This is a genomic window from Frateuria sp. (genome assembly GCF_035944355.1).
Lineage (GTDB): Bacteria > Pseudomonadota > Gammaproteobacteria > Xanthomonadales > Rhodanobacteraceae > Frateuria_A.
Genome location: NZ_DASZBH010000009.1, coordinates 76,765 through 99,434 on the forward strand (window position 1 = coordinate 76,765; position 22,670 = coordinate 99,434).

Here is a 22,670-nt window from a genome sequence, read left to right on the forward strand (position 1 = left end):
ATGACCCTATGAAGACGCGCAACGACAAGCAACTGGTCGTCGGCCTGGACATCGGCACCCACAAGGTGACCGCCATCGTCGGCGAATACGAGCCGGGCGAACCGATCGAGGTGATCGGCATCGGCTCGCACGTCTCGCGCGGCATGAAGCGCGGTTCGGTGGTCGACATCGAGTCCACCGTGCACTCGATCCAGCGCGCGGTGGAAGAAGCGGAACTGATGGCCGGCTGCGACATCCGCTCGGTGTTCGCCTCGATCTCCGGCAGCCACCTGGAGACCAAGAACTCGCACGGCACCGCGGCGATCCGCGACCGCGAGGTCACCCCCGGCGACCTGGAGCAGGTGCTGGAGGCGGCCAGCGCGGTGGCGATCCCGGCCGACCGCAAGGTGCTCTACAAGGAGTCGCAGGAATACCGCATCGACGGCCAGGACGGCATCCGCTCGCCGGTCGGCATGAGCGGCGTGCGGCTGGAAGCCTCGGTGCACCTGGTCACCGGCGCCGCGGCGGCGGTGCAGAACATCACCAAGTGCATCCAGCGCTGCGGCCTGGCGGTGGACGAGCTGGTGCCGTCGGCGGTGGCCAGCGCCAAGGCGGTGCTCACGGACGACGAACGCGAGCTCGGCGTGTGCCTGGTCGACATCGGCGCCGGCACCACCGACATCGCCATCTACACGCAGGGCTCGGTCCGCTACACCAAGTCGCTGCCGGTCGGCGGCGACCAAGTCACCAACGACATCGCCTACGGCGTGCACACGCCGACCGCGCATGCCGAAGAGATCAAGATCAAGTACGCCTGCGCGCTGGCGCAACTGGCCCACGCCGAGGAAACCATCCAGGTGCCCAGCGTCGGCGACCGCCCGCCGCGCCGGCTGGCCCGCCAGTCGCTCGCGCAGAGCGTGCAGGCGCGCTACGAGGAGATCTTCGAGATGGTGCAGGACGAGCTGCGCCGCTCCGGCTACGACAGCCTGATCGCCGCCGGCGTGGTGCTGACCGGCGGCGCCTCGCGGATGGAGGGCGCGCTCGAGCTGGCCGAGGAGATCTTCCACAAGATGGTGCGCATCGGCGTGCCGCAGCACGTGACCGGCCTGGGCGAGGTGGTCGCCAACCCGCTGCATTCGACCGGGGTGGGCCTGCTGCTGCACGGCGCGCGCGCCGGCGGCGTGCGCGTCGCGCACCCGGTCGGCGGCAGCGTCGGCGGGCTGGTCGACAAGCTGCGCGGCTGGATCACCAAGAATTTCTAAGCGGCGGCGCGGAGCGCCACCGCGGGAGAATGGAGGTTCGCCCACCACCGAAGGCCAGGCAGGACGCCGGACCCGCGGTTACAACGACAACGAAGCTCTACGGAGGACGGGAAATGTTTGAACTGATCGAAAAACTGGCACCCAACGCGGTCATCAAGGTCATCGGCGTGGGCGGCGGCGGCGGCAACGCCGTGGCGCACATGCTCAACGCCAACATCGAGGGCGTCGAATTCGTCGTCGCCAACACCGACGCGCAGGCGATGAAGAACTGCGGCTCGCGCACCCACCTGCAGCTCGGCGGCAACGTCACCAAGGGGCTGGGCGCCGGCGCCAATCCGGAAGTCGGCCGCCAGGCTGCGCTGGAGGACCGCGAGCGCATCGAGGAAATGCTCGAGGGCGCGGACATGGTGTTCATCACCGCCGGCATGGGCGGCGGCACCGGCACCGGCGCCGCCCCGGTGGTGGCGCAGTTGGCCAAGGAGAAAGGCATCCTCACCGTGGCGGTGGTCACCAAGCCGTTCCCGTTCGAGGGTCGCCGCCGCATGCAGGTGGCGCTCAAGGGCATCGAGGACCTCTCCCAGCACGTGGATTCGCTGATCACCGTGCCGAACGAGAAGCTGCTCTCGGTGCTCGGCCGTGAAGTGACCCTGCTGAACGCCTTCAAGGCGGCCAACGACGTGCTGCAGGGCGCCGTGCAGGGCATCGCCGACCTGATCACCGCGCCAGGTCTGATCAACGTCGACTTCGCCGACGTGCGCACGGTCATGTCCGAGATGGGCATGGCGATGATGGGCTCGGGCACCGCCCGCGGCGACGACCGTGCGCAGGCCGCGGCCGAGGCGGCGATCAACAACCCGCTGCTGGAGGACGTCAACCTGAACGGCGCTTGCGGCATCCTGGTGAACGTCACCGCCGGCCCGAACCTGACCATGCGCGAATTCGACGAGATCGGCCGCGTGATCCACGACTTCGCCAGCGAAGACGCCACCGTGGTGATCGGCACCTCGCTCGATCCGGAGATGCAGGACGACGTGCGCGTAACCGTGGTCGCCACCGGCCTGAACCGAGCCGCAGCCGCCCGCCAGCCGGCGCGTCCGGTCGCCACCCAGCAGGTGGAGATGCGCCAGCGCCCGCGCCCGGTGGTGCTGCGCACCGGCACCGGCAACGAAGTGGTCGATTACGCCGCCCCGGAAGTGGTCAGCAGCCATACCCGGGCGGAGCCGCCAGCCAAGGGCAATGATGCGGGTTTCGACTACCTGGACATCCCGGCCTTCCTGCGCCGTCAGGCCGATTGAGCGAATTTCCAAGGAGACGCTTGCGAAGATTGAACGAATCGCCAGATCAGCCGGTCAGAGCATGATGCGTCCCGGGCAGGCAATGCCCGGTGCGGACTGCCGCGACGGTCGATGATTCCGAAGTGAAGACAGCGCGCCGGGACCGGCGCGCGCACCGGCCGGCACGGAGCCGTCGGCCTGTCCGTCCCCTTGCGCCGGGTACCCGTCCTCCCGGCGCAGGGGACGTGTCGCGGTAACTGCTTGAGAAACCGGGGATTGCGCCGCCTCGTGACGACGGTCACAAATGAAGGAAATCTAAAGAGGCGACCAGACTGTACGGTACGGTTTGCTATCGCGGCTAGTTAAGACTGTGTTAGCATCGGTCCCCTGATTGGCTGCTGCCCACACTGGTACCAATAAAAAATGATCAAGCAGCGTACGCTCAAGAACATCATTCGTGCGACCGGCGTGGGTCTGCACACCGGCGACAAGGTCTACATGACCTTGCGTCCCGCCGCACCGAACACGGGCATCGTGTTCCGGCGCACGGACCTCAATCCCCCGGTCGACATCCACGCGCGCCCCGATTGCGTGGGCGACACGCGCCTGTCCACCACCTTGGTCAAGGGCGACGTGCGCGTCTCCACGGTCGAGCACCTGCTGTCCGCCATGGCGGGCCTCGGCATCGACAACGCCTACGTCGAGCTGTCCGCCCCGGAAGTGCCGATCATGGACGGCAGCGCGGGTCCCTTCGTATTCCTGCTGCAGTCGGCCGGGATCGAGGAGCAGAACGCCGCCAAGCGCTTCATTCGCATCAAGAAGCCGGTGAAGGTGCAGGAAGGCGACAAGTGGGCCAGCTTCGAGCCGTTCGAAGGCTTCAAGGTCGGCTTCTCGATCGAGTTCAACCACCCGATCATCTCCAAGCGCACCTCCCGCGCCGAGATCGACTTCTCGACGACCTCCTTCGTCAAGGAAGTCAGCCGCGCGCGTACCTTCGGTTTCATGCGCGACATCGAGATGCTGCGCGAGCACAACCTCGCCCTGGGCGGTTCGATGGACAACGCCGTGGTGCTGGATGACTACCGCGTGCTCAACGAGGATGGCCTGCGCTACGAGGACGAGTTCGTCAAGCACAAGATCCTGGACGCCATCGGCGACCTTTACCTCCTCGGCCACAGCCTGATCGGCGCCTATCACGCGCACAAGTCGGGCCATGAGCTCAACAACAAGCTGCTGCGCACGCTGATCGCCGATCCCACCGCGTGGGAAGAGGTGGTCTACCAGGACGATCCGGCCGTTTCGCCGATCTCCTACGCGCATCCGGCCCAGGCCATCTAAGCCGTCGCCGGAACGCTGGAAGAAGGCCGCCGTCAAGGCGGCCTTCTTCGTTTCTGTGACCAGGACCGCCTGCCCGATACGCTTGGCTTCACGCTCTGGCGACGTTGCAGGGTGTACCTGCCCTTCCTCCGTGCTATAAAACCTCCCACCGCCATGAGGCGGTCAGGGGAAGCGGTGCCCGCCGGGGCGCCTTCGCGAAGACACGGGCCCCGCGCCTGCTAGTCCTTGGCGACCGGGAATCCAGCAGTTTCGGCAATGGACGCCAGATCGAGGAACAGTCCCTTCAGTTCCGGGTCTGTGATGGAGGCTGCAGCAGCCTTGAGATGAGTGGCTGCGGCAGGCGAAAGCGGTTTTGACCGATCCGGCTCCGTTGCGGCCGGTAGGGGGGGAGCCACTTTCACGGTGACCGAACTGGCGCTCGTGCCGATGGCACGGGCGGTGGCGAGTATCTGCGTCTGCATCAGGCGCAGGCGTGCCGCCCAGGCCGGTGAGGACGCCAGAAAGGCGAGGCGGCCGTTGCGCAGGTGGGCGAACCGTACCTGCTCGCGCAAAGGTGTCGGCAGCGTCTGGCGCAGGGCACGATCCAACGCTTCCAGTTCACCGGCCTTCCTGGCCAGCGAGGCGAACGAACCGCATTCGGCCAGTGGTCTGGGACCACGGTCAGGTCGGCGGGAAGCGGGGGGATCGGCGCGCTGCATGGTGCCGGCATCGGAAGAAAAACAATGCAGATCATACTCGTATCCCGCTCCAGGAAAGTGCCCAAAACCTTCGATCTCGGCCAGCATCGGCTGCGCTGGCGGCTGGCGGGCATGGCTGCGGCGGCGGTGATCGGGTGTGGCGTGCTCGGCGCGGCGGTGGCGCTCACCATTGCCAGTCCGCACGACCGCGCGCTGGCGCAGATCCGCCAGCTGCAGCAGCAAGTCCACCAGCAGGACGCCCAACTGGCGGGCGTGCGCAAGGATTCCCAGCGCGAACTCGATGCGCTGGCCGTCAAGCTCGGCCAGCTCGAGGCGCAGTCCACCCGGCTCAATGCCCTGGGCGAGCGGCTGACCGAAGTGGGCAAGCTCGATCCAGAGGAATTCAATTTCGACCAGCCGCCCGCGGTCGGCGGCATCGAGGACGCCACCGGCAGCGCCTATGGCTTGCCGCCGAGGCTGGATGCCAGCATCGACCAGCTCGCCAGCCAGTTCGACGCCCAGCAGGCGCAGCTGTCCGCGCTGCAGAGCCTGTTGCTGGACGCCAAGATCGACTCCAACCTCAAGCCTACCGGCATGCCGGCTTCGGGCTACATTTCCTCCTATTTCGGCGTGCGCCCGGATCCGTTCGACGGCCACGGCGCACGCCACACCGGGCTGGACATCGCCGTGCCGTTCGGTTCGTCCGTCCATGCGGTCGCCGAGGGCATGGTCACCTACGCGGGCGAGCGCAGCGGCTACGGAAAGGTGGTCGAGATCGACCACGGCAATGGCTACATGACCCGCTACGCGCACAACAGCAAGCTGCTGGTGCGGCCCGGGCAGCGCGTGCACGTGGGCGAGGTGCTGTCCCTGGCCGGTTCCACCGGGCGCTCCACCGGCCCGCACGTGCATTTCGAGGTCTGGTACAAGGGCCGCGTGGTCAATCCGCTGGCTTACGTAAAGAGCCACCGCTAGGCGCCCCTGGTCCGAGTTTCCAAGCTGCGCGGCTTCCCCTCTGGCCGGCGGGTCGGGGGAGGGCGGGGCTCGTGCGCTCGGTGTTCCTGGGGCCGCCGCCAAAGGCCTTTCCCCGAGCGGGGCCGGGCCGGTGCGGCGCTCCACAAAACGCCGCGCTCCACCTTGAATCCCCCACGCCCTGCCGCCATCCCGGTCGGCTGAGGCGCCTGTAGTAACATGCCTCCTTTCGCCCGTGGCCCCCGCGGGCCTTGAGCCTCCAACGACGGAAGATCGATGTTCAATCGTGCCCTGACCAGCCTGTTCGGCAGCCGCAACGAGCGCGTCCTGCGCCAGCTTTCCAAGACCGTGGCGCGCATCAATGCGCTGGAGCCCGAATTCGAGAAGCTGGAAGACGCGGCACTGCGCGCCAAGACCGACGAGTTCAAGCAGCGCGTTGCAGCGGGCGAAACGCTGGACAAGCTGCTGCCGGAAGCCTTTGCCGTGGTTCGCGAAGGCGCCAAGCGCGTGCTCGGCATGCGCCACTACGACGTGCAGCTGATCGGCGGCATGGTGCTGCACATGGGCAAGATCGCCGAAATGCGCACCGGCGAAGGCAAGACGCTGGTGGGCACCTTGCCGGTGTATCTCAATGCGCTGGAAGGCAAGGGCGTGCACGTGGTCACCGTGAACGACTATCTGGCCCGCCGCGACTCGGCGCAGATGGGCAAGCTCTACAACTTCCTGGGCCTGTCCGTGGGCGTGGTGTACCCGGGCATGGACCACGGCGACAAGCACGCCGCCTATGCCGCCGACATCACCTACGGCACCAACAACGAGTTCGGCTTCGACTACCTGCGCGACAACATGGCGCTGTCGAAGGAACAGCGCTACCAGCGCGGCCTCAACTACGCGATCGTCGACGAAGTCGACTCGATCCTGATCGACGAGGCGCGCACGCCGCTGATCATCTCCGGCCCGGCCGAGGATTCCCCGCAGCTCTACATGGCGGTGAACAAGATCGTGCCGCACATGGTGCGCCAGCAGGCCGAGGACGCCGCCGGCGATTACTGGGTCGACGAAAAGCAGAAGCAGGTGCACCTGTCCGAGGAGGGCATGGCGCACGCCGAGGAGCTGCTGCGCAAGGCCGGCGTGATCGAGGCCGAAAGCGGCCTGTACGACCCGAAGAACCTGGCGGTGGTGCACCATCTCAACGCCGCGCTGCGCGCCAACGGCATCTATCAGCGCGACGTCGACTACATCGTGCGCGACGGCGAAGTCATCATCGTCGACGAGTTCACCGGCCGTACCCTGGCCGGTCGCCGCTGGTCCGACGGCCTGCACCAGGCGGTCGAGGCGAAGGAAGGCGTGCCGATCCAGCGTGAGAACCAGACGCTGGCGACGGTGACCTTCCAGAACCTGTTCCGCATGTACAAGAAGCTGGCCGGCATGACCGGCACGGCCGACACCGAGGCGTACGAGTTCCAGACCATCTACGGCCTGGAAGTGGTGGTTATCCCCACCCACAAGCCGATGATCCGCAAGGACAACCTGGACATCGTGTTCCTGAGCCAGGCGGCCAAGTACCGCGCGGTGATCGAGGACATCAAGGACTGCCACAAGCGCGGCCAGCCGGTGCTGGTCGGCACCACCTCGATCGAGGTTTCCGAACTGCTGTCCGAGCTGCTGACCAAGGCCAAGGTGCCGCACGAGGTGCTCAACGCCAAGCAGCACGAGCGCGAGGCGCAGATCGTGGCGCAGGCCGGCGCGCCCGGCTCGGTGACGATCGCCACCAACATGGCCGGCCGCGGTACCGATATCGTGCTCGGCGGCAGCCTGGAGGCCGCGCTCGCCGCGCTGCCGGCGGACGCCTCCGAGGTCGACCGCCAGCGCGTCAAGAGCGAATGGAAGAAGCGTCACGAGCAGGTCATCGCCGCCGGCGGCCTGCATATCGTCGGCACCGAGCGGCACGAATCGCGGCGCATCGACAACCAGCTGCGCGGCCGCTCCGGCCGCCAGGGCGACCCGGGCTCCTCGCGCTTTTACCTGGCGCTAGAGGACAACCTGCTGCGCATCTTTGGCGGCGAGGGCCTGGTGCGCTGGATGAAGCGCTTCGGCATGAAGGAGGACGATCCGCTCGAGGAGCGCATGATCAGCCGCCAGATCGAGAAGGCCCAGCGCAAGGTCGAGCAGCACAACTTCGACATCCGCAAGCACCTGCTCGAGTTCGACGACGTCGCCAACGACCAGCGCAAGGTGATCTACCGCCAGCGCGACGAACTGCTGGAGGGCGAGGACGTTTCGGCCACCATCGCCGACATCCGCGAGGACGTGGTCGAGGCCATCGTGCACCGCCACGTGCCGCCGGACAGCATCGACGACCAGTGGGACATTCCCGGGCTGGAGCGTGCGCTGGAAAGCGAGTTCGGCGTCACCACGGGCCTGAAGGCCTGGGTCGAGCAGCAGCAGGAGCTGGATGCCCAGGCCATCCGTGAGCACGTGCGCGAGGCGATGGACAAGGCGTTCGCCGAGAAGGAGGCGCAGATCGGCGCCGACACCATGCGCCAGCTCGAGAAGCACGTCATGCTGAGCGTGGTGGACAACGCCTGGAAGGAACACCTGGCCAGCATGGACTACCTGCGCCAGGGCATCTACCTGCGCGGCTACGCCCAGCAGGATCCCAAGCAGGCGTTCAAGCGCGAGTCGTTCGAGCTGTTCTCGGACATGCTCGAGCGCATCAAGCATGAAGTGGTGCAGATGCTCGCGCGCATCCGCATCCGCAGCGAGGAGGAAGTGGCCGCGATGGAGGCCGAGCAGCAGCGCCTGGCCGCGCGCCTGCAGCAGCAGATGCTCGCCAGTGGCGGCGGTGCGCCGGTCAATGCGCTCGGCGCGGAAACGCCGCCCGCTGCCGGCGGCACGGTGCAGCACGAAGGCGCCAAGATCGGCCGCAACGATCCCTGCCCCTGCGGTTCGGGCAAGAAGTACAAGCACTGCCACGGCCAATTGGCCTGATGCCGCTTCCGATCCTCTCCGCCGGGAGAGGATCGGGACGAGGGCTTCGCGGCGAGCCCTGTCGGGGGCGTCTCGAAGCCTGACGAGCGCCTCCGGCAAAGGGAAGCGCCGAAGCTCAGTCCCCGCCGCCCGGCTGCCGCTTGCGATGCGGTTCCGCGTTCACCGTGACGTACTGCGGCTCCTCGTCGTCCACCCGCAGCGCGGTGAGCTGGCCGCCCCACACGCAGCCGGTGTCGATGGCATAGACGCCCAGCCCGGCGAAGCGGCCGAGCGCGGACCAGTGCCCGCAGACCATGTTCACTTCGCGCCGGCGCATGCCGGGTACGGCGAACCAGGGATAGAGCCCCGGCTTCTGCGTGCCGGGCGTCCCCTTGGCTTCGAAGTCGATGCGGCCGTTGACGTCGCAGTAGCGCATCCGCGTCATCGTGTTGATCGAGGCGCGGAAGCGCTCGACTCCCTGCAGCCGGCTCGACCAGGCCGCCGGGCGGTTGCCGAACAGGTTCCGGAGCAGGCGCGGATGCCGCGGGCTGGACAGCTCGCGCTCCACCTCCTGCGCCGCGCGCAGCGCCTGGCGCAGCGTCCACGACGGCGCCAGTCCAGCGTGCACCATGCCCCAGCCGAGCGCCTCGTCGTAGTGCATCAGCTTCTGGCTGCGCAGCCATTCGAACAGCACGGGCGCATCGTCGGCGAACAGCACCTCGCGCAACTCCGGATTGACCCGCGATTGCGCATCGGGCTTGCGCTGGGCGATCGCCAACAGGCTCAGGTCGTGGTTGCCCAGCGTGACCACCACGTTCTCGCGCAGGCGATGGATCAACCGCAGCGTCTCGAGCGACTGGCCGCCGCGGTTGACCAGGTCGCCGCAGAACCAGAGCTGGTCGCGCGCCGGGTCGAAACGCAGCTTGTCGAGCAGGCGCGAGAGCTCCGGATAGCAGCCTTGCACGTCGCCGATTGCATATGTCGCCATCAGAACGTGTCCATTGGGAGCTGGTGCATCCAGAGCCGGGCCATCGGAGGCGAACCCTCGGTTGTGCCAGCCATCATCAGTGCAAGGTGCGCGGTATGGACAGCGTGAACGGCGCGATCGGCGCCTCGAAGCGCGTGCCGTCGTCGGCGAGCATCTGGTAACTGCCTTGCATGGTGCCGACGATGGTGTCGAGCACGGCGCCGGAACTGTACTGATAGCGATCGCCTGGCCGCAGCCAGGGCTGCTCGCCGACCACGCCTTCGCCGCGTACTTCTTCCACCTTGCCGTTGGCATCGGTGATCACCCAGTGGCGGGTGAGCAGGCGCGCCGCCACGTCGCCGGCGTTGTGCAGCGTCACGGTGTAGGCGAATACGTAGCGGTTGTCGTGCGGCTTGGACTGATCGGGGACGAAGCGGCTTTCGACCTGCACGTCGATCGTGTAGGAAGGTTTGGGATTCATCCGCCGATTGTACGGCCTGGCGCCGGCCAGCGCGTGCACGCGCGCCTCAGGCGGGAAGCTTGGCCAGGCGTACGAAGTCCTGCGGCGCGAGCGTTTCTGCGCGCGCCTTCGGATCGACGCCCGCACTGGCGATCGCGGCGCTGTCGAGCAAGGTCTTGAGGCCGTTCGAGAGCGTCTTGCGACGCTGCGCGAAGGCGGCCTTCACGATCGCGTACAAGCGCTGAGGATCAGCGTCGTGGCGCTCGTGCGGCGGCAGCGGCACCAGGCGCACCACCGCCGAATCGACCTTCGGCGGCGGGCGGAAGGCGCCGGGCGGCACGGTGAACAGCGGTTCCACGCGGCAGGCCAGCTGCAACATCACCGACAGCCGGCCGTACACCTTGCTGCCCGGTTCGGCCGCCATGCGGTCGACCACTTCTTTCTGCAGCATGAAGTGCATGTCTTCGATCGCCGCGGCGTGGTCGACGCAATGGAACAGGATCGGGCTGGAGATGTAGTAGGGCAGGTTGCCGGCCAGGCGCACGCGCGGCGCGCCCAGGTCCTGCGCCAGCGACGTGAGGTCCACCTTGAGCACGTCGGCGTGGACGATTTCCAGTGCGCCCACGCCGGCGGCGCGCGCGGCAAGATCGGGAATGAGGTCGGTGTCCAGCTCGATGGCCGTAAGCCGCCCGGCGGCAGCGAGCAGCGGCAAGGTGAGCGCACCCTCGCCCGGGCCGATCTCGACCACGCGGTCGTCCGGCCGGGGCGCGATGGCGCTGACGATGCGCTCGATGTAGCGCTTCTCGTGGAGGAAGTGCTGGCCGAAGCTTTTCTTGGGGCGGGCGTTCATGGGAGTTTCTCGCAAGCCTTGGCCCTCAACCCTTGCCCTCTCCCCGGAGGGGAGAAAGGGGCGTTGTGGCGCTGCGCGCAACAAGGTCGATGGCCATGCGGGCCGCCGCGACCAGGCTCGACGGATCCGCGCGGCCGGTGCCGGCCAGGTCCAGCGCGGTGCCGTGGTCGACCGACGTGCGGATGAAGGGCAGGCCCAGGGTGAGGTTGACGGTGCGGTCGAACGCTTCGCTCTTGAGCACCGGCAGCGCCTGGTCGTGGTACATCGCCAGCACCGCGTCGTAGCGCTCCCGCATGGCGGGGACGAAGGCGGTATCGGCGGGCAGTGGCCCCAGCAGTTGCATGCCGTGCCCGCGCAGCCGCGCCAACACCGGTTCGATCACGTCGCGCTCCTCGTGGCCGAGGTGGCCGCCTTCGCCGGCGTGCGGGTTGAGGCCGAGCACGGCGATGCGCGGTCGCGCCAGGCCGAACTTGCGCTGCAGTTCGCCGTGCACAATGGCCAGCGTGCGCTCCAGTGCGTCGGCGGTGACCGCGTCGGCCACGGCCCGCAGGGGCAGGTGCGTGGTCGCCAGCGCCACGCGGAGCTCGGGGCTGGCCAGCATCATGACCACGTCGGCGCCCGCGCGCTGCGCGAAGAACTCGGTGTGGCCGCTGAAGGGAATGCCCGCGTCGTTGATCGTTGCCTTCTGCAAGGGCGCGGTGACCACCGCGGCGTAGCGGCCGGCCTGGCAACCGTCGGCCGCCTCGGCGAGCGTGGCGAGCACGTGGTGCGCATTGCGCGGGTCGGGATGCCCAGGACGCTCTTCCACCGCGAGCGGTACGTGCCGCACGCGCAGGCTGCCAGGCTCGTGCGGGCGCGGCCGGCCGTCGTCCTCGTGCAGGGCGATCGCCACGCCGCAACGCTGCGCGGCGCGCTGCAGCAGGTTGCGGTCGGTGATGGCCACGGTCCCGGCCGCCAGCGGCATGGCGGCCAGGCGCACCAGCAGCTCCGGACCGACGCCCGCCGGCTCGCCGGCGGTCAGGGCCAGTCGCGGCAGGCCGGCGTGCAAGGGGTCGCTCAGCTGTTGGCCCGCGCGTCCGGGTCCTTCAACGCGGGCACCAGGATGTCGATGTAGGCGTCCGAGCGCAGCTGACGCAGGAAGTCTTCGTAGGCCTGCTCGGCCTTGCGGTTGCCGATCGCCTGGCGCGCCTGGTTGCGCTCGGATTCCTCGGTCACGTCGCTCTTGCGCGTGCCCTCGAGCTGGATGATGTGCCAGCCCGCTTCGCTCTGGAACGGCTGGGAAACCTCGCCGTCCTTGAGCTGCGCCAGTTGCTGGGCGACCGTGCTGCCCCACTGGTCGCGCTGGAACCAGCCCATGTCGCCGCCGGCGTTGGCGGTGGTCGGGTCCTTGGAGTTCTCCTTCGCCAGCTTGGCGAAGTCCTCGTGTTTGTCGACGATGCGGTTGTACAGGTCCTGCGCCTTCTGGTGCGCCTGCTCGGCCGTGACCAGCTCGGTCGGACGGATCAGGATCTGCCGCGCGTGGTACTCGGTCACCACCTGGCGGCCCGGGGCACGCTGGTCGATCAGCTTGAGGATGTGGAAGCCGGTGGGACCGCGCAGCGCGGCGCTGACCTGGCCGGGCTTCATGCCGGCGATGGTGTCGGCGAACGCCGGCGGGATCTCGTCCACCTTGCGCCAGCCCAGGTCGCCGCCCTCGAGCGCGTCCTGGGCGTCGGAATAGCGTATCGCCGCGGCATGGAAATCCATGCCGCCCTTGATCGCATCGAGCGCCTGCTGCGCCTTGGCCTGGGCGGCCTGGATGTCGGCCGCGCCGCCGCCGGCGGGAATCGAGATCTGGATGTGCGCCAGGTGCACCTCGCCGGCCTTGTAGGCCGGACTGGCGAGCAGGTTGTTGATCTCGCTGTCGGTGATGTTGACCTGGTCGCGCACCACGCTGTCGTGCAGGCGCTGCACCACCAGCTGGTCGGCCAGCTGGCTGCGGAAGGCGGCGAAGCCCTGCCCGCTCTGTTCGACCGCCTGCTGCAGCTGCTCGGGGCTCATGTGGTTCTGCTGGGCGACCGCGGACACCGCCTGGTCGATGTCGGCGCTGGAAACGCGGATGCCCTGGTCGTCGGCCTTGGCCACCTGCAGCTTCATCAGGATCAGCCGGTCGAGCACCTGGCGATCGAGCACGTCGTCCGGCGGCAGCTGGCCGGGGCTGCTGGCGTACTGCTGCTTGACCGAGCGGACCGCATCGTCCAGTTCGCTCTGCAGGATCACGTTCTCGTCGACCACGGCCACGATGCGGTCCAGCGGCTGCGTGCCGGAGGCCGTGGCGCCGGCCTGCGACTGCGGCAGGAGCTGGGCCTGTGCAGGCAGGGCGGTAGCCGCAACGAGCGCGAGGAGGAGCAGCGCGGAAGGGTGCTTCATCGGTCGGAACCTTCAATCGCCTGGACGGCGATGGTGGGAGGGGACGGTGCCTTGCCGCCGGTGCGGACCGGCTGACAACCGTGGATCGCAACGGCGCCGGAAAGTTCGCGGCGCGCCGTCATTGATAGCCAAGAATACCACGCCGCAACACGGCCTCGGTCTGGCCGTTGAAGGCGCCCAGGCCCTTGAAGACCAGTTCGAACATGACCGCGTTGTTGGTGCGGCCCTGGTCGGTGAAGGGGCTGGCCGCGACCACGTAATGGCGCCCGACCACCCGCACCGCGACGCAGCAGCTGTCGTACTCGACGCCGGCCAGCGCTTCCACCGTGCGCCGGTCGCGCACCGAATAGACCCAGCGGCCCAGCAGCCGCCAGCGTTCGGAAACCGGGTAGACGATCGAGCTGTCGTACTGCTCCACCAGGTCGCGGCGGTAGCGGTAGGAGAAATTGAAGATGCCGTCGGTGCCGATGCGCCGTTGCAGGCCCAGTGTGCCCAGATCGGTCTGGCGGGTGTTCGGGCTCCACTGGTAGGCGCTGTTGAGGCGCCAGCGGTCGTTGAGCTGGATGTCCAACTGGGCCACGTAGTCAGAACGCGTCCAGTCGGTCGGCGCCGCCGTGGTGGTGTTGCTGTTGGGCAACTGCACGCGCTGCGGCGCGAAGTAGCGGATCTGGCCGAAGCTGGCCGACAGCCGCTCCACGCCGTTGTCGTCCAGCAGGCGGGTGGTGAGCGCGCCGGTCAGGTTGTTCGCGTTCATCTGGCGGTCGGCGCCGGAGAACTGGTTGGGCGAGAACAGCTGCCAGTAGTCGAACGACATGCGCGTGGTGTCGAACAGCGGCAGGTCGTTCTGGTTGCGGTAGGGCACGTAGAGGTAGTAGAGCCGCGGCTCCAGCGTCTGCGTGTAGGACGTGCCGAACAGCGAGGTCGAGCGGTCGAAGATCAGCCCGGTGTCGAGGCTGGCGATCGGCAGTGCGCGGCTGGGCGAGCGCCGGTCGAACGGGGAGACGTCGGTGCCGCCGAGCAGGCCGGCATAGCCATAGCGCTGGTAGTCGCCGTCGAGCTGGTAGGCGGTGTAGCGGTAGGCCAGCTTCGGCCGCACGAACCAGGCGGCGCCCTGGAAGTCGGCGGCCAGGTAGGGATACAGGTCCAGCCGCTTGCCCTCGATCACGTCGTCCTTGCGGAAGGCCACCGCTTCGGTGTTCGCGCCGAACTCGAGCCAGCGATTGATCGGCAGGTCCAGCCCCAGCGTGGCGCGCGGCCAGCGCTTGTACTGCACCACGGTGTCGGGCAGGTAGGGATCGACGTTCTGGTAGCTGTCCGCGCCGAAGGAGGCGTTCCACCAGTTGCCGCCGCCGCTGACGTAGGCGCTGGAGCCCAGCGTGCCGATGGCCGAGGTGTACAGGTCGTTGCCGAAATCGCGCAGGTAGTTGCGGTCGGAGGTGCGGTTGATGCTCGTGCCGAACGACCACGGGCCGATCAGGTGCGTGTAGTCGCTGTATTTGAGCAGCCAGCGGTCGCGGCCCTGCGTCGGCGTGCTGTTTTCGGTGTCCTGGCCGTGGTCGTTGGGCAGGTATTCGGCGTTCAGCTGCCCGGCCGTGCCCGGAAACAGGTAGCGGAACTCGCCCGCCAGTACGGTGCCGCGCTGGGTGTAGATGCGCGGCTCCAGCGTGGCATCGTAATTGGGCGCCAGGTTGAGGTAATAGGGGATCGAGAACATCGTGCCCGATCGGCTCGAGCCGCCGAACGTCGGGTAGAGGAAGCCGCTCTGGCGCCGGTGGTCGATGGGAAAGGAAAACCACGGCAGGTACAGAAACGGCACGTTGGCGAAGCGCATCGTGGCGTTACGGGCGGTGCCCCGGCCGTTGGCCTTGTCGATCTTCAGGTCCTTCGCGCGCACCTCCCACAGGTGGTGGCCCACGTCGCAGGTGGAATAGGTGACCTGGTTGTAGCGGCTGTGCTGGGCGTCGAGCAGTTCGCCGCGCGCGGCGGTGCCGTTGCCGCGCGACTGCAGCAGCTGGTAGCGCACGTTGTCGGCCACGCCGTGGCTGGCCTGGTTGTTCCCTCGCAGGCGGTCGGCGCTGAGCAGCTCGCCGGCTTCCTGGTAACGCACGTTGCCCTGCGCGTCGTAGTCGGTGGTGGTGTCGTTGTAGTCGACGCGGTCGGCGCGCAGCAGCTGGTCGGCGCGCGCGATGCGCACGTTGCCCGAGAGGCGGTAGACCGCCTGGTTGGAACTGTCGACATGGGTGGCGTGCACGTCGGTGTCGGAGGTTTCGCGTTGCGTCGGATCGCGCGGGAGCGTGGGGTCGTAGAACTCCAGCAAGGCGTTGGGGTGGCACATCGCAAAATTTTCAGGCCGGGGCGCACAGTGGAACGCGCCGAGCGGGCAGCTGGGCACGCCCTCGTCCGTGGCCGCCTTGGCGTGCATCCTGGCGGGTGCCGCGTGGGCCTGGGCCGGCCCACCGAACAGGGCGATGGCTGCGGCGACCGCGAGCAGGCGGCGTGGTGGCAAGGCGCGCGGGGAGTGGCTCGGCGTCACGGTGGCTGTCGGCGGTCGGTGGGACGCGTAAAGCTAGCAGAAAGGCCGCCTGCCCGGCAGGAAGCCCCGGGCGCTCCCGCCGGCGACCGGATCCGTTCAGCCCATCAGCGCACCGACATGCGCGGCGGCGCAGGCGGCGAGGGCGCCGAGGTCGTAGCCGCCTTCGAGGGTGGAGACCACGCGGCCGGCGGCGTGCGTGCGGGCCACGTCCAGCAGGCGGGCGGTGAGCCAGGCGTAGTCGTCGGCTTCCAGTTGCAGTTGCGCCAGCGGGTCGTCACGGTGCGCATCGAAGCCGGCGGACACCAGCAGCAGTTGGGGCGCGAAGGCGTGCAGACGCGGCAGCAGCATCTCCTCCCAGACCTGGCGGAAGGCCCGCGAGCCGGTATCCGGCGGCAACGGCGCGTTGACCAGGTTGCCCACGCCGGTTTCCCCGGCGGCGCCGCTGCCTGGGTAGAGCGGCCACTGGTGGCTGGAGACGAACAGCACCCGCGGCTCCTGCGCGAAGATGTCCTGCGTGCCGTTGCCGTGGTGGACGTCGAAATCGGCGATCGCCACGCGCTCCAGGCCGCGCTCGGCCAACGCGTGCGCAGCGCCCACGGCGACGTTGTTGAACAGGCAGAAGCCCATCGCCTGGTCGGCCGTCGCGTGGTGGCCCGGCGGACGCACCGCGCAAAAGGCGCGGCTGGCCGATGCGTCGAGCACCGCGTCGACCGCGGCCACCACCGCGCCGGCGGCGCGCAGCGCGGCCTCGGCCGAGCCCGGCGACAGGTACGTGTCTTCGTCCAGCTGCACGAGGCCCGTGGCGGGCGCGCTCGCCAGCATCCGCGCGACGTACGCCGGCGCGTGCACGCGCTCCAGCGCCTCGCGGCTGGCCCGCGGCGACTCGATCCGGTCCAGCGGGGCGAAGCGGTCGCGGTCGAGCGCCGCCAGCACCGCCTGCAGGCGTGCGGGTGATTCGGGATGGCCGCGGCCGGGATCATGCTCGAGACACGCCGGATGGGTGTAGAGCCGCAGCATGGGAGGCCTTTAGCCCCGGGGCCGCCGTTCGTGCTGCCAGAGCACTTCGCCGTGGCCGCCGGCACGAGCGAGCACGCGGGCGATCACGAACAACAGATCCGACAGCCGGTTGAGGTAGCGCTGCGGCTGCGGCCGCACGGTTTCCGCCCGCGCAAGCGCGATCACCTCGCGTTCGGCGCGCCGGCACACGGTGCGCGCCAGGTGGCCGCAGGCCGCGGCCATGCCGCCGCCGGGCAGGATGAATTCCTTCAGCGGCGGCAGCGGCTCGTTGAGGGCGTCCAGGACGCTTTCCAGCCGCGCGATGTCCCGGTCCTGCACCATCGCCATGCCGGGGATGCACAGCTCGCCGCCGAGGTCGAACAGGTCGTGCTGCACCTGGATCAGCGCTTCGCGTACCTCGGCCGGAACGCCTTCGCAGGCTAGCACCATGCCGATCGCGCTGTTGAGCTCGTCGACCGTGCCGTAGGCGGCCACGCGGGCCGAGTCCTTGGGCACCCGCGAGCCGTCGCCCAGGCCGGTGCTGCCGTCGTCGCCGGTGCGGGTGTAGATCTTCGAGAGGCGATTGCCCATCAGCGCGCGTGGGCGTGAGCCAGCGCGCGCGTCAGCTGGGTCGCCAGCACCTGCAGCAGCGCGCCCAGGCCGACGTACATCGCGGTCACCCCGAGGAACGGCAGGTACCAGTCGCCCATGTTGGCGAACCATGCACCCATGCTGCGCGGCGCCGGCACGCTGTTGCTCAGCCAGTAAAAGCTGCCGTTGGAAACGATGAAGCAGACCGCTTCGCTGACCAGCAACGCGGCCACGGCCAGGCCCAGGGTGGACAGCGTGAGGCGCTGCCCGCGCCGGGCCAGCCAGCTGCCGCCCAGCCACAGCGCGCCGTAGGCGGCGATCAGGAACCAGTACGCCGGCGACACGCAGTAGTGGCTCCAGAAGTTCAGGCCCTGGCCGGCGATCACCAGGTAATCCACCAGCACCGCCTCGGCCATCAGCAGCGGGAAGGCCCAGCGGCCGGCGCCGCGCAGCCAGAAGCCGGCCAGGAAGAACACCGCCCAGCTGGCATCGGGGAAGATCTCGAAATGGTAGAAGCGGATCGCGCCGCGGGTGATGGCCATCAACAGGGCGAGTGCCAGGAAGATGCCCAGGCGCTGGTTTCGCGTCATAGCCATGAGGTGCTCCGTATGCAGCGGCGTGAAGTAGTGAAAGGCGAACGGCTAGTTTAGCCCAAGCCCGGCCGGCTCATGCGATGCCTTCGCGTTCGGCCGTATGATCCGGCGCATGAATGACCCCACATCTTCCCGCGGGCCCGTGCTGATCGTCGGCGGCGGCCTGGTCGGCGCCAGCCTGGCGATAGCGCTGGACGCGGCCGGCGTGGAGGCGCTGCTGGTGGAGACCGCGGCGCCGCGTGCCGACCTACAGCCCAGCTACGACGAGCGCAACCTGGCGCTGGCCCGCGCCACGGTCAATGGCTTGGAGGCGATCGGCGTGTGGAAGCACGCGCGCGAGCGCGCCACCGCCATCGAGCACATCCATGTCAGCCGCGCGGGCGAGTTCGGCAGCGTGCGGCTCGGCGCGCGCGAGGCCGGCGTCGATGCGCTGGGCTGGACCCTGCCGGCGCGCGAACTAGGCGCCGCGCTGCTGCGCCGCCTGGACGAATGCAGGCTGCTCAGGCGCCTGGCGCCGGCGACGCTGGAGGCGGTCGAACCGCTGCCGCAGGGCTGGCGCGCCCGGGTGCGCACGGCCGAAGAGATACAGGCCATCGACACGCCGCTGCTGGTCGGCGCCGACGGCACCGAGTCGTTCGTGCGCGCGCAGCTGGGCATCTCGGCCGACACGCACGATTACGGGCAGACCTTGTTCGTCTGCACCGTCACGCCCGAGCGCGCGCACGGCCATCGCGCGTTCGAGCGCTTCGGCGAGGAGGGGCCGGTCGCATTGCTGCCGCTGGCGGAGCGTCGCTGCGGCCTGGTGCTCACCGTGCCGACAGGGCAGGCCGAGGCGGTGGCGGCGCTGGACGATGGCGACTACCTCGCGCTGGCGCAGCGCCGCTTCGGCTGGCGGCTGGGACGGTTGACGCGCCCGGGCCGGCGCTTTCCCTACGCGATCCGCCGCGTGGCCGCCGCGCGCCTGACCGCGCCGCGCGCCGTGCTGGTCGGCAATGCGGCGCAGACGATCCATCCGATCGGCGCGCAGGGCTTCAACCTCGGCCTGCGCGACGCGTTGACCCTCGCCGAGCTGGTCGCGGGTGCGGAAGACCCCGGCGACCGGCGGTTGCTCGATGCCTATGCCGCGCGCCGTGAACCCGACCGCGAGGGCACCATGGCGATGAGCCACGGCCTGGTCCGGCTCGCCTGTCTGCCGCAGCCGGCGCTGGCGCCGCTGCGCTCGCTGGCCCTGCTCGCCTGCGATCGCGTGCCGCCGCTGAAGGACGCGCTGCTTAGACGCGGCATGGGCTTCCGCGGCGCGCCGCCGCAGGCCGTGCTGGAGCGTGCGCCGTGAGCGCGCGCATCGAAGCTCGCCGCCGCGCGCCGCTGCTGGACGTGGCCGTGGTGGGCGGCGGCATGGTCGGCGCCGCCGCCGCGCTGGCGCTGGCGCGGGCCGGCTTCGCCACCGCCCTGGTGGAGGCCCGCGCGCCGGCCCCCTGGCATGGCGAGGACGAGGTCGACCTGCGCGTGGTCGGGCTGGCGCCCTCCTCGATCGCGCTGCTCGACGAACTGGGCGTGTGGCGGTCCATCCGCGAACGCCGTGCCGCGCCGTACGCGCGGATGCACGTGTGGGACGCGCGCAGCGGCGCGGCCATCGACTTCGACGCCGCCGCCACCGGACACGCCTGGCTGGGCTGGATCGTCGAGAACAGCCTGGTGCAGTGGACCTTGTGGCAGGCGCTGGAATCGGCCGGCGTGCAGCGGTTGTGCCCGGCGCAGGTGACCGGCTACCAGGCGCGAGAAGACCGTGTGGAACTGGAACTGGAAGCGGGCGAGACCGCCAGCGTGGCGGCACGCCTGCTGGTCGCCGCCGACGGCGCGGGTTCGCCCTTGCGCCGCATGGCCGGACTGGAAACGCACGGGCGCGACTACGGCCAGCGCGCGGTGGTCGCCCACGTGGCCACCGAGCGGGCGCACCAGGACACGGCCTGGCAACGCTTCCTGCCGGGCGGGCCGCTGGCGCTGCTGCCGCTGGCCGACGGGCGCAGCTCGATCGTGTGGTCGCTGCCCGAGGCCGAGGCGCAGCGCGTGCTCGCGCTCGCGGACGGGGCATTCTGCGGCGAGCTCGGCATCGCCTGCGATTTCCGGCTGGGCCGGGTGCTCACGGCCACGCGCCGCGCCGCCTTCCCGTTGAGGCTGCAGCTCGCCGACGCCTACCAGGCCGAGCGCTTCGTGCTGCTCGGCGACGCGGCGCACGCGGTGCATCCGCTGGCCGGGCAGGGCGTGAACCTGGGCCTGCGCGACGTGGCCGAGCTGCGCGACACGCTCGTTGCCGCGCGTGAGGCCGGCCGCGATATCGCCGCGGCACACGTGTTGCGCCGTTATGCGCGTCGCCGACGCAGCGCCGACACGCTGGACGCCTGGAGCTTCGATGCGCTGGCGCGCATCTACGCCTGGCAGGCGCTGCCGCTGGTGGCCGCACGTGCGCTGGGCGTACGCCTGGCCGATCATCTTGCGCCGCTCAAGCGCCGGTTCGCCGCGCACGCCGCCGGCCGCTGATAGGAAGATTCCCCAACCGCGGCGGGATGCCGCGGCGCCTGGCGCGGAGCGCCGACCCACCCACCCGGAGCCGCCATCATGCGCCGCATCCTGTTCGCCCTGTTCTCGCTTCCCCTGGCCTTTGCCGCGTCCGCGAAAATGGTGCATCGCCCCGTGGAATGGACCGACGGCGGCACCCGCTTCCACAGCGTGCTGGTCTACGACGACGCGGTCTCCACTCCGCGCCCCGGCCTGGTGATGGTGCCCAATTGGTACGGCGTGAACGACCAGGCGGTCGCCAAGGCCGAGATGATCGCCGGCAAGCAATACGTGATCCTGCTGACCGACATGTACGGCCAGGGCGTGCGTCCGAAGAACGACGACCAGGCCAAGGCCGCGGTCCAGCCGCTTTACGGCGACCGCGACCTGATGCGCCGGCGCATCAATCTCGCCCTGGCGCAGCTGAAGGCGCAGGCCGGCAAGGCGCCGCTGGACCCGGGCAAGCTCGCCGCGATCGGCTTCTGCTTCGGCGGTTCGGCCGTGCTCGACCTGGCGCGCAGCGGCGCCGACCTGGCGGCGGTGGTGTCTTTCCACGGCGCGCTCGCCGCCGGCAAGGCCTCGCGGCCGGACCGCTTCAAGGCGCGCGTGCTGGCGATGAACGGCGCCGACGACAAGGGCACCATGCCCGACGCCGACGCCTTCATGGACGAGATGCGGGCGAGCAAGGCCGACTGGCAGTTCGTGGTGCTGGGCAACGCGGTGCACTGCTTCACCGAGACCGACCAGAACTCCCCTGGCTGCAAGTACGACGCGCGCGCCGCTGCGCGCAGCTACCGCATGATGCACGACTGGCTGGATGCAGCCTTCGCCCGGCGGCCTTAAGGACGCATTGAGGGGGCCTTGCGAAGGGCGTCGCCGAGCATCCCGCTCAAGAGCGCCCCCAGCCGCCTTTCGGCGCCTTCCCCCGCGTACGCGGGGGAAGGACTCGTTGCTCAGCCGCGGCGCTCGACCACGCGCAACAAAGTCGCACAGCGCTCGTGCATGACGCCGGGTATCGCTGCAACGGCGCGGCCTCGATAGGCCGACCCGGGTCTTCCATAGCCGCGAAGAACCGCACGCGGTCGGGGGCTTCCCGGGCGGCCGAGGTTGAGGTTGCGGAAGAAGGCGGCGAAGCGTAGTGCGCGTCCGAACGCGCCTCAGAAGCTGCGCTGCACCGAGTAGTCCGCCAGGGCGTTGAGCGCCTCGCGGTAGGACGAGGGCGGCAGTGCCGAGAGCGCCTCGCGTGCGGCGTCGGCGTGTTGCACGGCGCGCGCGTGGGTGCGTTCCAGCGCCCCGCTGCCGCGGATGGCATTGACGATGTCATCCAGCGCATCCAGCCCGCCGTGCTCGATGGCATGGCGCATCGACTGCGCCTGCGCGGGCGTGGCGCGCTCCAGCGCATAGATCAGCGGCAGCGTGGGCTTGCCCTCGGCGAGGTCGTCGCCGATGTTCTTGCCCAGCGTATCGGCGTCGCTGAGGTAGTCGAGCAGGTCGTCGGCGATCTGGAAGGCATAGCCCAGTTCCAGCCCGAAGCGGCGCAGCGCCGCGATCTGGTCGGCCGGCAGGCCACCGAGCAACCCGCCCAGCTCCGTGGCGGCGGCGAACAGCACCGCGGTCTTGCGCTCGATCACCGCCAGATAGGCCGTCTCGTCCACGTCGGCATTGCCGATATTGAGCAACTGCAGCACCTCGCCTTCGGCGATGGTGTTGGTGGTGTCGGCCAGGATGCGCATCACGCGCATGTCGTCCAGCTCCACCATCAGCTGGAACGAGCGCGAGTAGAGGAAATCGCCCACCAGCACGCTGGCGGCGTTGCCCCACAGCGCGTTGGCGGTCTTGCGGCCGCGGCGCAGGTCGGATTCGTCCACCACGTCGTCATGCAGCAGGGTGGAGGTGTGGATGAACTCGATCACGGCGGCCAGCTTGACGTGCTGTTCGCCCGCGTAGCCCGCGGCGCCGGCGGCCAGCACGTGCAGCATCGGGCGCAGCCGCTTGCCGCCGCCGGCGATGATGTGGTCGGCGATCTGATTGATCAGCACCACGTCGGAGGCCAGCCGGCTGCGGATCAGCGCGTCCACGCGCTGCATGTCGGCGGCGGCCAGTTCTCGCACGGCGGCGAAGTCGGCGGTTCGGCTGGCGTCGGCGGGCATCGGGAGCATGGGCGTCCGGTTGGCAAGACGGGCGATTATAGGGCCAGGCCCGCCGCGTGCGCCGGCGCGACATGGCGCCGCAAGTGGCGCCGC

19 protein-coding genes are annotated in these 22,670 nt (G+C 69.4%); 8 read left to right on the plus strand and 11 right to left on the minus strand.

Going from position 1 to position 22,670, the window contains the following annotated elements:
• The first annotated feature begins 8 nt into the window (after positions 1–8).
• The 3 genes from ftsA (at position 9) to lpxC (ending at position 3,853) form a co-directional block, all read left to right on the plus strand.
• Complete coding sequence (gene ftsA / locus VGU03_RS06715; RefSeq protein WP_327479616.1) at positions 9–1,241, plus strand: cell division protein FtsA; 1,233 nt, start codon at positions 9–11, stop codon at positions 1,239–1,241.
• A gap of 113 nt (positions 1,242–1,354) precedes the next feature.
• Positions 1,355–2,536: a cell division protein FtsZ gene (ftsZ, locus tag VGU03_RS06720; protein WP_327479617.1), complete on the plus strand. Its 1,182-nt coding sequence runs from the start codon at positions 1,355–1,357 to the stop codon at positions 2,534–2,536.
• 402 nt (positions 2,537–2,938) lie between these two features.
• Positions 2,939–3,853 carry a UDP-3-O-acyl-N-acetylglucosamine deacetylase gene (lpxC, locus tag VGU03_RS06725; RefSeq protein ID WP_291192632.1) on the plus strand — a complete coding sequence of 305 codons (915 nt, stop codon included), beginning with the start codon at positions 2,939–2,941 and terminating at the stop codon, positions 3,851–3,853.
• Between the two features lie 218 nt (positions 3,854–4,071).
• Here the strand turns inward: lpxC and VGU03_RS06730 are convergent, their stop codons facing one another.
• A complete protein-coding gene (locus tag VGU03_RS06730) occupies positions 4,072–4,638 on the minus strand; it encodes a DciA family protein (protein ID WP_414655946.1) in 567 nt (188 codons plus the stop codon).
• Here VGU03_RS06730 and VGU03_RS06735 point away from each other — a divergent pair.
• Positions 4,576–5,505 (plus strand): M23 family metallopeptidase, encoded by a 930-nt coding sequence (locus VGU03_RS06735; RefSeq protein WP_327479618.1) that lies wholly within the window; start codon positions 4,576–4,578, stop codon positions 5,503–5,505. The genes VGU03_RS06730 and VGU03_RS06735 overlap by 63 nt on opposite strands.
• Before the next feature lie 273 nt (positions 5,506–5,778).
• Positions 5,779–8,493 carry a preprotein translocase subunit SecA gene (gene secA / locus VGU03_RS06740; RefSeq protein ID WP_327479619.1) on the plus strand — a complete coding sequence of 905 codons (2,715 nt, stop codon included), beginning with the start codon at positions 5,779–5,781 and terminating at the stop codon, positions 8,491–8,493.
• 115 nt (positions 8,494–8,608) lie between these two features.
• On the opposite strand, the gene VGU03_RS06745 is transcribed toward secA, so the two are convergent.
• From VGU03_RS06745 to VGU03_RS06785, 9 genes are all read right to left on the minus strand, one after another.
• The gene (locus VGU03_RS06745; protein WP_327479620.1) at positions 8,609–9,460 is read right to left on the minus strand and encodes a symmetrical bis(5'-nucleosyl)-tetraphosphatase; all 852 of its coding nucleotides are present in this window, start codon (positions 9,458–9,460) and stop codon (positions 8,609–8,611) included.
• 76 nt (positions 9,461–9,536) lie between these two features.
• Positions 9,537–9,920, minus strand: coding sequence for a Co2+/Mg2+ efflux protein ApaG (gene apaG / locus VGU03_RS06750; protein WP_327479621.1), 384 nt, complete (start codon positions 9,918–9,920; stop codon positions 9,537–9,539).
• Positions 9,921–9,966: 46 nt separating this feature from the next.
• Positions 9,967–10,749 carry a 16S rRNA (adenine(1518)-N(6)/adenine(1519)-N(6))-dimethyltransferase RsmA gene (gene rsmA / locus VGU03_RS06755; protein WP_327479622.1) on the minus strand — a complete coding sequence of 261 codons (783 nt, stop codon included), beginning with the start codon at positions 10,747–10,749 and terminating at the stop codon, positions 9,967–9,969.
• A gap of 25 nt (positions 10,750–10,774) precedes the next feature.
• Complete coding sequence (gene pdxA, locus VGU03_RS06760) at positions 10,775–11,797, minus strand: 4-hydroxythreonine-4-phosphate dehydrogenase PdxA (protein WP_327479623.1); 1,023 nt, start codon at positions 11,795–11,797, stop codon at positions 10,775–10,777.
• A gap of 8 nt (positions 11,798–11,805) precedes the next feature.
• On the minus strand, positions 11,806–13,158 hold the full coding sequence (locus tag VGU03_RS06765) for a peptidylprolyl isomerase (protein ID WP_327479624.1): 1,353 nt from the start codon (positions 13,156–13,158) through the stop codon (positions 11,806–11,808).
• Between the two features lie 118 nt (positions 13,159–13,276).
• A complete protein-coding gene (locus VGU03_RS06770; protein WP_327479625.1) occupies positions 13,277–15,691 on the minus strand; it encodes an LPS-assembly protein LptD in 2,415 nt (804 codons plus the stop codon).
• A gap of 96 nt (positions 15,692–15,787) precedes the next feature.
• Entirely contained in the window at positions 15,788–16,708 is a 921-nt protein-coding gene (locus VGU03_RS06775) for a histone deacetylase family protein (RefSeq protein ID WP_327479626.1), read from the minus strand.
• A 9-nt stretch (positions 16,709–16,717) separates the two neighbouring features.
• Positions 16,718–17,278 (minus strand): cob(I)yrinic acid a,c-diamide adenosyltransferase, encoded by a 561-nt coding sequence (locus VGU03_RS06780; RefSeq protein WP_327479627.1) that lies wholly within the window; start codon positions 17,276–17,278, stop codon positions 16,718–16,720.
• Positions 17,278–17,874 (minus strand): hypothetical protein, encoded by a 597-nt coding sequence (locus tag VGU03_RS06785; RefSeq protein ID WP_327479628.1) that lies wholly within the window; start codon positions 17,872–17,874, stop codon positions 17,278–17,280. The genes VGU03_RS06780 and VGU03_RS06785 overlap by 1 nt, the downstream gene beginning before the upstream one ends.
• Before the next feature lie 109 nt (positions 17,875–17,983).
• On the opposite strand from VGU03_RS06785, the gene ubiH reads away from it, so the two are divergent.
• From ubiH to VGU03_RS06800, 3 genes are all read left to right on the plus strand, one after another.
• On the plus strand, positions 17,984–19,204 hold the full coding sequence (gene ubiH / locus VGU03_RS06790) for a 2-octaprenyl-6-methoxyphenyl hydroxylase (RefSeq protein WP_327479629.1): 1,221 nt from the start codon (positions 17,984–17,986) through the stop codon (positions 19,202–19,204).
• Positions 19,201–20,409 (plus strand): FAD-dependent oxidoreductase, encoded by a 1,209-nt coding sequence (locus VGU03_RS06795; protein ID WP_327479630.1) that lies wholly within the window; start codon positions 19,201–19,203, stop codon positions 20,407–20,409. Before ubiH ends, VGU03_RS06795 begins: the two co-directional genes overlap by 4 nt.
• 78 nt (positions 20,410–20,487) lie before the next feature.
• Entirely contained in the window at positions 20,488–21,270 is a 783-nt protein-coding gene (locus VGU03_RS06800; RefSeq protein WP_327479631.1) for a dienelactone hydrolase family protein, read from the plus strand.
• Positions 21,271–21,584: 314 nt separating this feature from the next.
• Here VGU03_RS06800 and VGU03_RS06805 read toward each other — a convergent pair whose 3' ends face one another.
• A complete protein-coding gene (locus VGU03_RS06805; RefSeq protein WP_327479632.1) occupies positions 21,585–22,586 on the minus strand; it encodes a polyprenyl synthetase family protein in 1,002 nt (333 codons plus the stop codon).
• Positions 22,587–22,670 lie beyond the last annotated feature (84 nt).

Bases quoted from the DNA above. Each gene is read 5' to 3' on its own strand.
- rsmA (WP_327479622.1), bottom strand. From the start codon at position 10,749: ATGAACGCCCGCCCCAAGAAAAGCTTCGGCCAGCACTTCCTCCACGAG.
- apaG (WP_327479621.1), bottom strand. From the start codon at position 9,920: ATGAATCCCAAACCTTCCTACACGATCGACGTGCAGGTCGAAAGCCGC.
- VGU03_RS06785 (WP_327479628.1), bottom strand. From the start codon at position 17,874: ATGGCTATGACGCGAAACCAGCGCCTGGGCATCTTCCTGGCACTCGCC.
- ftsA (WP_327479616.1), top strand. From the start codon at position 9: ATGAAGACGCGCAACGACAAGCAACTGGTCGTCGGCCTGGACATCGGC.
- ftsZ (WP_327479617.1), top strand. From the start codon at position 1,355: ATGTTTGAACTGATCGAAAAACTGGCACCCAACGCGGTCATCAAGGTC.
- VGU03_RS06805 (WP_327479632.1), bottom strand. From the start codon at position 22,586: ATGCTCCCGATGCCCGCCGACGCCAGCCGAACCGCCGACTTCGCCGCC.
- VGU03_RS06745 (WP_327479620.1), bottom strand. From the start codon at position 9,460: ATGGCGACATATGCAATCGGCGACGTGCAAGGCTGCTATCCGGAGCTC.
- lpxC (WP_291192632.1), top strand. From the start codon at position 2,939: ATGATCAAGCAGCGTACGCTCAAGAACATCATTCGTGCGACCGGCGTG.
- VGU03_RS06765 (WP_327479624.1), bottom strand. From the start codon at position 13,158: ATGAAGCACCCTTCCGCGCTGCTCCTCCTCGCGCTCGTTGCGGCTACC.
- VGU03_RS06800 (WP_327479631.1), top strand. From the start codon at position 20,488: ATGCGCCGCATCCTGTTCGCCCTGTTCTCGCTTCCCCTGGCCTTTGCC.
- VGU03_RS06775 (WP_327479626.1), bottom strand. From the start codon at position 16,708: ATGCTGCGGCTCTACACCCATCCGGCGTGTCTCGAGCATGATCCCGGC.
- VGU03_RS06730 (WP_414655946.1), bottom strand. From the start codon at position 4,638: ATGCTGGCCGAGATCGAAGGTTTTGGGCACTTTCCTGGAGCGGGATAC.
- secA (WP_327479619.1), top strand. From the start codon at position 5,779: ATGTTCAATCGTGCCCTGACCAGCCTGTTCGGCAGCCGCAACGAGCGC.
- VGU03_RS06780 (WP_327479627.1), bottom strand. From the start codon at position 17,278: ATGGGCAATCGCCTCTCGAAGATCTACACCCGCACCGGCGACGACGGC.
- ubiH (WP_327479629.1), top strand. From the start codon at position 17,984: ATGAATGACCCCACATCTTCCCGCGGGCCCGTGCTGATCGTCGGCGGC.
- VGU03_RS06735 (WP_327479618.1), top strand. From the start codon at position 4,576: ATGCAGATCATACTCGTATCCCGCTCCAGGAAAGTGCCCAAAACCTTC.